General features: G+C 62.9%; 12 protein-coding genes. 2 read left to right on the top strand and 10 right to left on the bottom strand.

Annotated elements, in window-relative coordinates; translation table 11 throughout:
• Positions 1–3: 3 nt before the first annotated feature.
• From FIU66_RS01555 to FIU66_RS01545, 3 genes are all read right to left on the bottom strand, one after another.
• On the bottom strand, positions 4–1,320 hold the full coding sequence (locus tag FIU66_RS01555; protein WP_167621068.1) for a flagellar hook protein FlgE: 1,317 nt from the start codon (positions 1,318–1,320) through the stop codon (positions 4–6).
• Between the two features lie 69 nt (positions 1,321–1,389).
• Positions 1,390–2,127 carry a flagellar motor protein MotB gene (locus FIU66_RS01550; RefSeq protein ID WP_167621067.1) on the bottom strand — a complete coding sequence of 246 codons (738 nt, stop codon included), beginning with the start codon at positions 2,125–2,127 and terminating at the stop codon, positions 1,390–1,392.
• A 104-nt stretch (positions 2,128–2,231) separates the two neighbouring features.
• Entirely contained in the window at positions 2,232–3,671 is a 1,440-nt protein-coding gene (locus FIU66_RS01545; protein WP_201281104.1) for an aldehyde dehydrogenase family protein, read from the bottom strand.
• 162 nt (positions 3,672–3,833) lie between these two features.
• Here FIU66_RS01545 and FIU66_RS01540 point away from each other — a divergent pair, with 162 nt between their 5' ends.
• On the top strand, positions 3,834–4,490 hold the full coding sequence (locus FIU66_RS01540) for a peroxiredoxin (protein ID WP_167621065.1): 657 nt from the start codon (positions 3,834–3,836) through the stop codon (positions 4,488–4,490).
• A gap of 37 nt (positions 4,491–4,527) precedes the next feature.
• Here the strand turns inward: FIU66_RS01540 and FIU66_RS01535 are convergent, their stop codons facing one another.
• From FIU66_RS01535 to FIU66_RS01525, 3 genes are read right to left on the bottom strand one after another with little or no spacing between them, the layout of a single operon-like run.
• The gene (locus FIU66_RS01535) at positions 4,528–5,349 is read right to left on the bottom strand and encodes a glycosyltransferase family 2 protein (protein ID WP_167621064.1); all 822 of its coding nucleotides are present in this window, start codon (positions 5,347–5,349) and stop codon (positions 4,528–4,530) included.
• Entirely contained in the window at positions 5,346–6,125 is a 780-nt protein-coding gene (locus FIU66_RS01530; protein ID WP_167621063.1) for a hypothetical protein, read from the bottom strand. The genes FIU66_RS01535 and FIU66_RS01530 overlap by 4 nt, the downstream gene beginning before the upstream one ends.
• 36 nt (positions 6,126–6,161) lie before the next feature.
• Positions 6,162–6,764, bottom strand: coding sequence for a hypothetical protein (locus FIU66_RS01525; protein WP_167621062.1), 603 nt, complete (start codon positions 6,762–6,764; stop codon positions 6,162–6,164).
• 361 nt (positions 6,765–7,125) lie between these two features.
• On the opposite strand from FIU66_RS01525, the gene FIU66_RS01520 reads away from it, so the two are divergent.
• Complete coding sequence (locus FIU66_RS01520; RefSeq protein WP_201281074.1) at positions 7,126–7,956, top strand: glycosyltransferase family 2 protein; 831 nt, start codon at positions 7,126–7,128, stop codon at positions 7,954–7,956.
• 70 nt (positions 7,957–8,026) lie between these two features.
• Here FIU66_RS01520 and pnp read toward each other — a convergent pair whose 3' ends face one another.
• The 4 genes from pnp to rpsO form a co-directional block, all read right to left on the bottom strand.
• On the bottom strand, positions 8,027–10,168 hold the full coding sequence (gene pnp / locus FIU66_RS01515; RefSeq protein ID WP_167621060.1) for a polyribonucleotide nucleotidyltransferase: 2,142 nt from the start codon (positions 10,166–10,168) through the stop codon (positions 8,027–8,029).
• 196 nt (positions 10,169–10,364) lie between these two features.
• Entirely contained in the window at positions 10,365–11,834 is a 1,470-nt protein-coding gene (putP, locus tag FIU66_RS01510) for a sodium/proline symporter PutP (RefSeq protein ID WP_167621059.1), read from the bottom strand.
• Positions 11,835–12,057: 223 nt separating this feature from the next.
• Complete coding sequence (locus FIU66_RS01505) at positions 12,058–12,669, bottom strand: hypothetical protein (RefSeq protein WP_167621058.1); 612 nt, start codon at positions 12,667–12,669, stop codon at positions 12,058–12,060.
• 157 nt (positions 12,670–12,826) lie between these two features.
• On the bottom strand, positions 12,827–13,096 hold the full coding sequence (gene rpsO / locus FIU66_RS01500; protein ID WP_103172335.1) for a 30S ribosomal protein S15: 270 nt from the start codon (positions 13,094–13,096) through the stop codon (positions 12,827–12,829).
• Positions 13,097–13,135: the final 39 nt, after the last annotated feature.

The raw sequence follows: 13,135 nt of genomic DNA, 5'->3' as shown, positions 1-13,135 counted from the left end.
CCCTCAGCGCTTGATGTTCGTGGTTTCCTGCAACATCTCGTCCACCGTCTGGATGATCTTGGCGTTCGACGAATAGGCGCGTTGCGTCAGGATCAGATGGGTCAGCTCCTCGGCGACATCGGTCGTCGATTCCTCAAGCGCATAGCCCTGGACCGATCCCGTCGGCCCATCGCCCGCATCCCACAGGAAGAAGCTGCCCGAGGTCGGAGAGATCGTGTAGGCCTGCGCATCCGCGGAAACGAGACCGTTCGGGTTTGGAACATCCACCAGAGGGATCTGGTAAAGGGTCTTCACGAAGCCCGTGTCATAGGTGGCCTTGAGGAAGCCGTCGGCATCGACCTCGACCGTTGTCAGGTTGCCGACCGGAGAGCCGTTCTTGGTGATGTTGGTGGGGGAGAACTTTGCCGACAGCTGGCGCAGGCCGGTGGTTCCGCCGGGCGTCCCAATCAGCATGTCCATTGGCCCGCCTGCGACCGTCAGCCCGATCGCCCCCGTGACGGGATCATAGGCACCGCCGCTGAGCGTTGTCACGCTGGCAATGCTGCCGCCATTGGCTTGGCTGTCGTCAAAGGTGATCCGGTAGGATCCCACAAGGTTGGATGCGGGATCGGATGCCGAATCGCGCACCTCCATCACCCAGGTGTTCGACATGCCCGTCGGATCCGACGTGTCCGGCACAAAGGTCACGTTCAGCGATTCCGAAGTGCCGAGGTTGCCGAAATACTCGATCTTCAGGGCCAGCGGATCGCCCGATGCGGTGGGCTGCGTCTCGGTCGCGGGCAGGTTCACCCCCAGCGAAACCTGGGTCGTGGGATCGCCCGCCGTCTGGTTTGCACTGATCTGGACCGGAACAAGCCCGCCCATCGTGTCACGCGACATCAGCGGCACGGTCCCGTCGGCCTGGGCAGGCCAGCCCATCAGCACCAGCCCCGACTGCGTCTTCAGGATGCCTTGGGCATCGGTGCGGAAGGAACCGGTGCGGGTCATCATGAAGGGCATCTGGGTGAAGCCGTTATCCAGATCCACGGCCGAGGTGACCGGCAGCATCCCGCGCCCCGAGACCGCGATGTCCAGCGGATGGGTGGTGGTCGACAGCGCCCCGTCATCCTCGATCACACGTTGGGTCGTGGCCGTCACACCACCCGCCGAATAAAGACCGGCCACGCGGTGCTGGTTCAGCACGAAGGAATTGAAGTCGGTTTCCATCCGCTTGTAGCCGTAGGTGCCCGAGTTCGCGATATTGTCGGAAATCGTCGCCAGACGGGTGGAGTTGGCCGCCAGCCCCGAGACACCGGCGCTCATCGCGGAAGACATAGACATGGAATCACCTTTCCTTGTTCCTTTTGGATCATCCCTGCCAGGGCTTAAGATTCGCCTAATCCCGCCCCTCTAGCGCAACAAAATCACCTCGATGCGGTTGTTGGCGGGGTCCATCGGGTTTCCCGTCTTGCTCTTGCGGTCGGCATAGCCGGTCACCCGCTGGATCCGCTGGGCATCCAGGTCGGATCCTTCCAGAAGGTTGCGCACCGCATGGGCGCGGGCATCCGACAGTGCCCAGACCGGTGAGTTCACCAGCATTTCGGGATAGGCCCGGACATGGCCAGAGATGGCAACGGGATTGCGCGTCTTGGCGATCACGCGGCCAATGATCCGGGTCAGGTCGGACAGCACCGGCTGCGGCTGGCCAGTATCCTCGACGAAAAGCGGCTGATCGGTCAGGTCGCCCAGTTCGATCACCAATCCTTCGTCGGTCATGCGGGTGACCACGTGGCGCAGAAGGTTCGTCAGTTGCTGCGATTCGCCGCCGCTTGCGCGCAGTGCCCGGTCGATTTCCTCGGCCACCTCTTGCAGCGTCGCCTCCGAGGGATCCTTGCCCTGCTGCTCGACCCCTTCGCCCGAGGAACCGGGGGTTCGGACGATTGTCGGGTTGAAGTAGTCCGCCAGGCCCGCCCGCTGCTGCTCGGTTGTGGCATTGAGCAGCCACATCAGCAGAAAGAACGCCATCATGGCCGTCACGAAATCGGCATAGGCAACCTTCCATGCGCCGCCGTGATGGCCCCCTTCGCCAGAGGCCGTCACCCGCTTGATCATGATCGTGGGGCCTGCCGCCCCTTTCTGCCTTGCCATCGCCACACCGCCATCGACTGTACCGGGGGAATGTCGCGGCAAGCGGGCCTTGGAACAAGCCGACCCCTCAAATGCAAGGCATTATCCCGGCAGGCGGCAGCGGCCTAGTCGCGGTGCCAGCCGCTGATGGCCTTGGAATCCATGAACTCCTCAAGCCCCATCACGCCGCCTTCCCGTGCCCGGCCGGACATCTTGACCCCGCCGAAGGCCGCGCCCGCGCCACGCGACTGGCCGTTCATCTCGACCATGCCCGACCGGAGGCGGCGCGCCACCCGGTTGCGCCGCGCCCCGTCCTGGGACTGGACATAGTTCGTCAGACCGTAGGGGGTGTCGTTCGCGATCTCGATGGCCTGTTCCTCGGAATCGAAGGGGATGATCGACAGGACGGGGCCGAAGATTTCCTGCTGGGCGATGGTCATGTCGTTGCTGACATCGGCAAAGACCGTGGGGCGCACGAAATAGCCGCGATTGACGCCCTCGGGCAGGCCGGTGCCGCCGGCCACAAGGCGCGCGCCTTCGTCGATGCCCTTCTGGATCAGATCCTGGATCTTCTCCCACTGCTGCCGGCTGACCACCGGGCCGATATGGCGGCCCGGCTGATGGGCGCTTGCGACAGGGGTTTCCCGGGCCACCCTGGCCGCCGTCTCGACCGCCTGGTCATAGACCGAGCGTTCCACCAGCATTCGGGTCGGCGCATTGCAGGACTGGCCGCTGTTATAGAAGCAATGCCGCGCACCGCGGACGACAGCCTTTTCGTCCGCATCGGCAAAGACGATGTTGGCGCCCTTGCCGCCCAGCTCCAGCACGACCTTCTTCAGCGTGTCGGCCGCAGCCTTCGTGATCGCGATCCCGGCGCGGGTCGACCCGGTGAAACTGATCATGTCCACGTCCTTGTGCGTGGAAAGCTGGGTTCCGACGCCCGGCCCGTCGCCGTTCACCAGGTTGAAGACACCCTTGGGCAGCCCGGCTTCATGGACGATCTCGGCGAACACCATCGACGAAAGCGGCGCGATCTCGGACGGTTTCAGCACGCAGCTGTCGCCCGCCAGGATCGCCGGGATGACCTTCAGCGTGACCTGGTTCATCGGCCAGTTCCAAGGCGTGATCAGGCCCACCACGCCGACCGGCTCCCACGCGACCATCGAGTTGGGCGCATGGTCCCCCAGCGGGCGGATGAACTGGAAGTCCTTGAAGGCCGTGATGAAGTTCTGGATGTGCCAGGTTCCTGCGGCGACCTGGTCGCCCAGGGACATGTCCTGCGGCGCGCCCATCTCGTGGCTGATCGCCTCCGCCATGCCCTGCGCCCGGCGGTTGTAGATTTCAAGGATCTTCTCGACATGGCTCAGCCTCTCGGCCGGGTCGGTCTGCGACCAGGACGCGAAGGCGGTCTTGGCCGCCGCCACAGCACGATCCGTATCGGCCCGGTCGCCCAGGCTGATGACTGCCACGGCTTCCTCGGTCGAGGGGTCGATCACCTCCAGGTCATTGGCGCGGGCGGGATCCACCCATTCGCCATTGATATAGAACTTGCGCTTGTCCAGCAGGCCGGTCATCGCGATCCCTCCATTCAGATTCTTGCACAAGGTGAAACGAGCGTCAGGCCGGCGCAAGCCTTGTAAATCCCGATCATCTAGGTCGAGAAAAGGCTGGAAATCCGTTCTGTTTTGCCTATCCTCCAGCCGCAACGGTTTGAAAGGACGCGTCTCATGTCCCTGCGCATCAACGATATCGCCCCCGATTTCACCGCCCCCTCGACCGAGGGAGAGATCCGCTTCCACGACTGGCTGGGCGACAGCTATGGCATCATCTTCAGCCACCCGCGCGACTTCACGCCGGTCTGCACGACCGAGTTCGGCGCCGTCGCGCAACTGGTCCCGGATTTCGAGAAGCGCAACACCAAGGTTCTTGGCGTCTCGGTGGATTCGGTCGAGGATCACGGTAAATGGAAGCGCGACATCGAGGCGGTGGCCGGCGTCCCCGCCAATTTCGCGATGATCGACGACCGCGACCTGACAGTCGCCAAGGCCTATGACATGCTGCCCGCCGATCATTACCTGCCGGCCGAGGGGCGCACGCCCGCCCATTCGGCGACCGTGCGCAGCGTGTTCATCATCGGCCCGGACAAGAAGGTCCGGCTGACCATGACCTATCCCATGTCCATCGGCCGCAACTTCGCCGAGATCCTGCGCGCGCTGGACGCGGTGCGCAAGACCGACGGCGTGCCCATTGCCACGCCCGCGAACTGGGTGCCCGGTCAGGACGTGATCGTGGCCCTGGCCCTTGACGACAAGGCGGCCGAGGAACGCTATGGCCCGCTGGAGATCAAGCTGCCCTATCTGCGGTTTGCCAAGGATCCGGCCTGATACCCCTGCACGCTCTGCCGGTGCGGGACGCGCGATTTTAGGCGGGCCAGCTGTAATGTGCGATCATGGCGGCGATCGCCTGATCGTTGCCCGTCCCGTGCAGGTTGGCGGCTCGAAGGCTTTGCGTCTGGCTGCCTTCCCACTCCAGGATACGGGCGCGGCTGCCGATCTTCTGGGCCTCGACCCCATTCAGGCGGTGCATCCAGTAAAGCCACACATCGTCCGAACGCGGGGCAAGACGGGTGAAGAGGTCATCGCGCGTGACATCGGCATGGAAAACGCCGGGTGCATAGATCACCCCGCTGACCCCGGTCAGGAAGGTCAGAGGGGACCGTTCTGGCGCATCGACATTGTGCTGCCAGTCGGCATAGGGCGCGGGCAGTCCGTCGGACCCAAGCGCGACGTGATGGGCGCGATGGCAGGCGATGGTTGCACCTGACCGGATTGCCGTCACCAGTCGTTCCAGCCAATCGGCGGGATAATAGACATCATCGTCGGCCGTCACGACAAAGGCATCCGGATGATCCAGAAGCGTCGGCACGATCTTCTTGTAGGACCGCCAGTTCGGGCACACCCGAACCTCCAGCCCTGCCAGCACGCGGACCTCCTGCGGCAAATGTGCCTCGTCCCCGTGATCGAGCCACAGGATCACCCTGTCGGGCTGCACCGACTGGCGCAGGATCCCCTGCAGCGTCAGCGCCAGCGTGCCGAAACGGGCCGGATAGCTGGTCAAGGACACCACCAGCGGCCCCGGCAAGCCATGTGGCCGGCCAGAGGTGTCGGGGCGGCTGGCGATCTCTGCCTGGGCGCGAGCCAGCCTGCGGCGGTGCTTGAAGGCCCGAAAGGCGCCGGAAATCATGTCGGATCCCAAGCCCGGCGAAGCCAGTCGATGTTGCCGATGCGGCGATACCACTTGTGCCCGCGACCGGCAAAGACGTCCTCCATCTTGGGGGCGCCTGCGAACAGGACGATCTTCGCGCCTTGCGGCAAGGCCGGGTCACGCAGATAGCTGGACAGATGACGCGGCACGCAGTCGTTCTTGAAGCTGACGCACCACCCCTTGGGCCAATAGTGCAGGTTCCCATGCGCAGCCAGTTGCGCCGACTGGAACTGCTGGCTGATCTCGTACCGCGCGGTCGCGGCCGAGGGATCGGCCAGATAGGCGTCCAGGATATAGGCATGCTGGCCTATTTCGAACCGGAAGACGCTGGAATTGCCGACGCTGTGCAAGAAGCGGTCGCGGGCCGGGTTCACGCGGCGCAAGGGCTTGGCGCGGAACAGGTCGTCGTCGCGGATGATGTAGAAGTTGCCCGGCAGGTCGAAGAAGGGCGACAGGTCGTCCACCACCACCAGGTCGAGATCCAGGAACAGCGCCCGGCCCGTCAATCCGCCAAGTCCCCGTTGGAACAACCCCAGCTTTCGCCAGCGAAGATCAGCATGTCCCTTGGCAAGGCCCAGTTCCGGCAGCGGCATCGCCTCGATTTCCGGATCAAGGCCATGCATGTCATCGGTAAAGCAGATGAACCGATGCGAACGGGCAAGATGCCGGCGCACCTGGCGATGCAGCCGGTTCACGTCTGCGGCAGAATAAAGCGTGCCCCATTTGATCGTCAGGATGAAAGGCTGATCTGTCATGCAACCCTCTCATGCCAACTGCGCGCCCTAAGTATGTTAATCAACATGCCTTATGCAGTCCTTCATGGCTTGCTGTACGCTGCGGCCGAGAACAACGCTGACGTCATGCTGACGTGCCTGCTCAACGAGTTGATGCATCATAGCAGCTTCGCGGTTCGGCTTATGATGTTGCCTCGCGGCAATGCGCTCGACTGCTGCCGCGTCTGAGTCCACTGTGTCGTCATATCCACGCAGGTAATGCGTCGTGAAAAAGCTGAACCCAACAATCGCGACTTTCTCAACTGGTGCCTGAAGGAAAAAGCGGCAGCAGACCAGTCCCGTTGTCGGACTCGCGTCCAACGTCTTGCGCAGGTTCTCATAAACTTGGGAGGGGATATGTTTAACTGCTACTTCAGGGCAGAACCGTCGAAAGGCAATCAGCGTGTCAAGGAAAGCAGCCTTTGTAGGGGTGCGATGCACCAGCCAACGCACGCCCGCAGCTGCCAGCTTACTCGGCGTGACGGGTCGCGCCTCATCAGTCAAAGAGTGAAAAAGCAGATCACATCGCAACGGATTTTGGCCCAAAGAGCTGATTGCTGTATCCAGGCCATTATTCATCCTCACGATTAAATCATATTGTGCTAAGTCAATGTCGCGCATGTCGTCAGTCAGCGTCCGCGCCGGACCCAAGATGAGAACCCGGCGCCCGCGGAAGCTATCTGGATCAAGCACAAGCGAACTACCATATCGGTACAATAGGGCTTTGGCGAACACCCCACGCAAGAACCCTGGCAGGCGGCGGATCGAGTTTAGAGGGATCCTCGCAGGTATCGAACTCATAGCGGGTGCTGATTTGGACAACGCCACATGTCAGGTCCAACTCCGAGTGACTAACCATCCGCTCCACTAGCTTCAACACGTCACAACCGCTAGTTAAAAACGAATCAGCATCACAGTAGGTATCCTTGTGGTCAGCCCAACGATCATCACGCTCTCTACCATTCCACCGCGCTTTGGTCTCTTGGAACCTACATTGCAAAGCCTGCTGGACCAGTCACTGCCTGCTCAAGCAATCGAACTGTATATCCCGCATTACTACCGCCGTTTTCCAGACTGGAATGGCCAACTCCCGGTAGTGCCAAGTGGCATAACGCTTCGGCGCTGCGCCCAAGACATGGGACCGGCAACTAAAGTTCTACCCGCTTCGCAGCGGTATGCCGGTCAAGATGTGGATATTCTGTTCTGTGATGATGACAAGCTTTATGATCGGGATTGGCACGCCCGCCTGAAACGCGCTCGTAAAGCTCATCCTGGTGCGTGCCTTGTGGAAGCGGGTGAAAGCTTGCCTGATATAGCTGACAATGAGCGTCCTGCTGACCGGCTACCGCGGGCAAGGCGCTGGATGCGAAAGCCGTTGTCCTATCGGATCAAGCGCCTTCTATCCCTGTTCACCATCAAGTCCCCGATCTATGCGGCAAGCGGCTATGTGGACATCCTGAATGGGCATGGTGGGGTGATGCTAGATCCTAGCTGGATCCCGCATCAAGCCTGGGACATTCCAGACATCCTGTGGACTGTAGATGATCCTTGGCTTTCGGGACACCTTGAACGTCAGAATGTTCCCATCTGGCTGGTTGCTGGCGTCAGTCGCATGAATGTCTCCCAGGCAGGCGTGATCGATGCATTGCATGATCACGTCGAATCAGGACATGGCCGCGTCATGGCCGACATTGCTGCCATAGAATACATGCGCAGGACATATGGAATTTGGCAGCCACGCGGCAAAGCTGTGCCTCCCGCAACCTGGATGAGCGAAACAATGCGCCAGATTGCCCAACGGTCCGCAGCCTGATGCATTAAGGGAGGATTTAAACGCAAAAGGCCCCGCAAACGCGGGGCCTTTCCGTTTCGATTGGCCCAAATTATTCGGCCGCTTCTTCCTTCGTCTCGGTGATTTCCTGGCCGGTTTCCTGGTCGACCATCTTCATGCCCAGGCGGACCTTGCCGCGGTCGTCGAAGCCCAGAAGCTTGACCTTGACCTCCTGGCCTTCCTTCAGCACCTCGTTCGGGTGGGTCAGGCGCTTGTTGGCGATCTGGGACACGTGGACCAGGCCGTCGCGCTTGCCGAAGAAGTTCACGAAGGCGCCGAAATCGACCAGCTTGACGACCTTGCCGGTATAGATCTTGCCTTCCTCGGGCTCGGCCACGATCGAGTAGATCATGTCATAGGCCTTCTTGATCGAATCGGCATTGGCCGAGGCGATCTTGATGGTGCCGTCGTCGTTGATGTCGACCTTGGCGCCCGAAACCTCGACGATCTCGCGGATGACCTTGCCGCCCGAGCCGATCACTTCGCGGATCTTGTCGGTCGGGATCTGCATCGTCTCGATACGCGGCGCATGGGCGCTGAACTCGCGACGACCCTCGGTCAGGGCCTTGGCCATCTCGCCCAGGATGTGCAGGCGGCCTTCCTTGGCTTGCGCCAGGGCTTGCTCCATGATGGCGGGGGTGATGCCCTGGACCTTGATGTCCATCTGCAGCGAAGTGATGCCCTCGGACGTGCCGGCGACCTTGAAGTCCATGTCGCCCAGGTGGTCTTCGTCACCCAGGATGTCGGTCAGGACCGCATACTTGCCGTCGTCTTCCAGGATCAGGCCCATCGCCACGCCGGCAACCGGCGCCTTCAGCGGAACGCCCGCATCCATCATCGCCAGCGACCCGCCGCAAACCGACGCCATCGAGGACGAGCCGTTGGATTCGGTGATCTCGGACACGACGCGGATGGTATAGGGGAAGTCGGTCGGTGCGGGCAGAACGGCCTGCAGCGCGCGCCAAGCCAGCTTGCCGTGGCCGATCTCGCGGCGGCCGGGCGAACCGACGCGGCCAACCTCGCCCACCGAATAGGGAGGGAAGTTGTAGTGCAGCAGGAAGTTCGAGCGGAAGTTGCCGTGCAGCGCGTCGATGATCTGTTCGTCATCGCCGGTGCCCAGCGTGGTCACGACCAGGGCCTGGGTTTCGCCGCGGGTGAACAGGGCGGAACCATGCGTACGCGGCAGGATGCCCACTTCGCTGTCGATGGCGCGGACGGTGCGGGTGTCGCGGCCGTCGATGCGGGCGCCGCCATTGATGACGTCACCGCGCAGGATGCCCGATTCCAGCTTCTTCAGCGCCGAGCCGAGGTTCGCGTCTGCCAGTTCTTCCTCGGACAGGCTGGCCACGACCTTCTCGCGGACGGCCTGGATGGCGTCGCGGCGTTCGGCCTTGTCGATGATGGCATAGGCCGCGCGCATTCCTTCTTCGCCCAGCGACTTCACGCGGGCATAAAGCGCGCTGTAGTCCGGCGACTGGAAGTCGAACGGCTCTTTCGCGGCGGCTTCGGCCAGGTCGATGATCAGGTCGATCACGGGCTGCATCTGCTCGTGGCCGAACTTGACGGCGCCCAGCATCTCCTCCTCGGTCAGCTCATAGGCTTCCGATTCGACCATCATCACGGCGTCCTTGGTGCCGGCGACGACCAGGTCCAGGCGCTGCTCGGGGTTGCCGCGCAGGTTGTCCATGTCGGACACTTCGGGGTTCAGCACATACTGGCCGTTCGAGAAGCCGACGCGGGCCGCGCCGATCGGACCCATGAAGGGCACGCCCGAGATGGTCAGCGCGGCGGATGCCGCGATCATCGCCACGATGTCGGGGTCGTTGACCAGATCGTGCGACAGCACGGTGCACATCACCAGGGTCTCGTTCTTGAAACCGGGTGCGAACAGCGGGCGGCAGGGACGGTCGATCAGGCGCGCGGTCAGCGTCTCCTTCTCGGTCGGGCGTGCCTCGCGCTTGAAGAAACCGCCGGGGATCTTGCCGGCGGCATAGTATTTTTCCTGATAGTGAACCGTCAGCGGGAAGAAATCCTGCCCGGGCTTGGGTTCCTTCGCGAAGGTCACGTTGGCCATGACGCTGGTCTCGCCCAGGGTGGCGATGACCGTGCCGTCGGCCTGACGGGCAACCTTGCCCGTTTCCAGCGTGAGCGTTTCCTGGCCCCACTGGATGGATTTCTTCACTTCTTCAAACATCTGGTTTCCTCTGGGCCGCACCAGCCCTCTGGCAGCGGCCGTGTCTATGGCGGCCCCATTGCCGCCGCCCCTATCCTTTGCATGTGCCCCGGGGCATGGGCGTCACGTCACAGATGGCGGGGCCATACAGGAAAACAAGGCCTTTGGGAAGTAGGCGCCGATGGCCCGCCCCTGGGGGACGGGCCATGCCAGCCGCTCAGACCACGGGGCGGGCGCGGTACTCGCCCTGGTCTGCCGTCACCATGCTGACCAGCACGATGGCGATCCAGGACGCGACAAACCCCGGCACGATTTCGTAAAGCCCTTCGCCGCCCAGAAGCGACTGGTTCAGGCCCAGCCAGATCCACAGGGCCACGGTGACGGCGCCCACGATCAGGCCGGCGACGGCGCCCGCGCCCGTCATGCGCTTCCAGGTCAGCGACAGCACCACCAGCGGACCGAAGGCCGCGCCAAAGCCCGCCCAGGCATTCGACACAAGGCCCAGGACCTGCGCGTCGGGATCGGCGGCGATCAAAGCGGCGACCAGGCCCACCGCCAGCACCGTCAGGCGGCCCACATTGACCAGTTCACGATCCGACGCCCCGCGCTTTAACAGGGTGTGATAGATGTCCTCGGTCAGCGACGACGACGACACCAGAAGCTGGCTGGACACGGTGGACATGATCGCGGCCAGCAGCGCGGCATACAGGAAGCCCGTCACGACCGGGTGGAACAGAAGATCCGACAGGATGATGAAGATCGTCTCGGGGTCGCTGACGGTCAGGCCGTTGCGTTCCGCATAGGCCCGGCCGAAGACGCCCACGCCCACGGCCCCCGCCAACGAGATCACCATCCAGCCCATGCCGATATTGCGCGCGACCGGCACGTCGCGGACGCTGCGGATCGCCATGAAGCGGACGATGATATGGGGCTGTCCGAAATAGCCCAGGCCCCAGGCCATGGCCGAGATCCAGCCCAGCAGCGTCATGCCCTTGGCCATCGAGAAATAGTCGGCGTTGATCGCCGTCAGCCGGTCCACGGCCTGGCCCACGCCATTGCCCTGCCCCGTGGTCAGGATCACGATGGGCATGATGACCAGGGCCAGCATCATGATCAGACCCTGGACGAAGTCGGTCAGGCTGACGGCCAGAAAGCCGCCGATCACGGTATAGACCAGCACGATCCCCAGCGTCAGCAGGACGCCGGTCATGTAGTCGCCGCCAAAGGCACTGGCGAACAGCTTGCCGCCGCCCACAAGACCCGAGGCCGTGTAGACCGCGAAGAAGGCCACGATGATGACGGCCGACACCATCCGCAGCAGCCGTGCCTGGCTGGGGAAGCGGTTCCCCAGGAAGCCGGGGATCGTCAGGCTGTTGTCATAATACTCGGTCTGCTCGCGCAGGCGGGGGGCCACGATGATCCAGTTCAGCAGCGCGCCAAGGGTCAACCCGATGCCGATCCAGGACTGCGACAGGCCCGACACGAACAGCGCGCCGGGCAGGCCCAGCAGAAGCCAGCCGCTCATGTCGGACGCGCCCGCCGACAGGGCGGTGACCGACGGCGACAGATCGCGCCCGCCAAGAATATAGCCTTCCGAACTGTCGGTGCTCTTGCGCCAGGCATAGATGCCGATGCCGATCATCAGCAGGAAATATGCCGAAAGACTGATCCAGACTCCAAGCTCCATAAACCGCTCCCTTCGATTTCAAAGTTGCGCGGGCCTGTGTCACAGGATGTTGCAGGAACAAAGCAAAAATGACCTTGCATCTGCATCGGGGCTGTATTTCGGGTCATTGGCCTAGGATTTCTGCCGTGACAGGACAATCGCCTAAGCGGTCAGCCCGTCCCGATGCAAGGCGCCCACTGCCAAGGGGCGGCGGGCGCTGCTTCCGTCGTGGTGCGGAAAAGGGTTAGACGGTCGCCAGTTTCTCGGCTGGCGAGGCTTGGACGGAGGGTTGCGCGGCAGCGTTCTGAGCGACCTCCTTTTCGGCCGGGTCGGCCTTAGGGGTCACTTTCAGCGTCTCGACAAGGTTCAACAGCTTTTCGCGTTCCATCCCGCGGATCGCCCAGGCACGGGCGCGTTCTTCCTCGGTGGGGTCGATGGCTTCAAGCGGATCGGCCTTGGGCGAAGTCGACACTGGCTGGGGCTCAGGCGCGGTGGATGACGCGCCGCCGCGCGACGTGATCGGCGCCCGGGCTGGCGCCTGCGCGGCCGAGGAAGCGGAGGCAGCGGTCGCAGGTGCAGCAGCGGAGGATCCTGCAGGGACGGCTGGCCCGGATGCGGCAGCCTGCCCCACCAGTTGCAGCGCCTTGTCCGACAGGTCGAACTTGACCCCTTCGGTCGGCGCTTGCGCGGGGGATGGTTGCGACGCCGGCTTGTCCGCCGAAGCCTGCTGGGCCGCGGCCTCGCTGGCCGCCTGGGCAGCGGCGGCTGCACGGCCCACGGCGCTGTTCGGGGCTGCGTTGGATGCCGCCGGGGTCAGCAGCGGGTTCAGGACGGGTTTCAGGATACCAAGTACCATTCGCATGTTCCTTTCGTAACTGCCCCCATTCTAGAGCATGCCGGAACTGCCGCCACTTCAAAGCCCATTGAATTTTAACGAACAATTAACCATGTTTCGCCAATGCAAAACGCCCGCGACAGGGTCGCGGGCGCTTGCTTCTCCGGTCGGTCCGCGATCAGCGGCGCAGGCCCAGCTTGCCGATGAGGTCGGTATAGCGGGCTTCGTCCTTCTTCTTCAGGTAGTCCAGCAGCTTGCGGCGCTGTGCGACCATCATCAGCAGGCCACGACGCGAGTGGTTGTCCTTCTTGTGGGTCTTGAAGTGCTCGGTCAGGGTGGCGATGCGCGACGACAGGATCGCGACCTGCACCTCGGGCGAGCCGGTGTCGCCGGCGGCGGTGCCGAATTCCTTGATGACGCGGGCTTTTTCTTCAACTGTGATCGACATCGGGGTCTCCTTTCAGGAAAGGGGTTATGGCTCAGGCCG

Source organism: Paracoccus sp. AK26 (genome assembly GCF_011801365.1).
GTDB classification, from domain to species: Bacteria; Pseudomonadota; Alphaproteobacteria; order Rhodobacterales; family Rhodobacteraceae; genus Paracoccus; species Paracoccus aerius.
The sequence above is the reverse complement of the archived record's forward strand: the minus strand, read 5'-3'. Positions and strand labels throughout refer to the sequence as shown.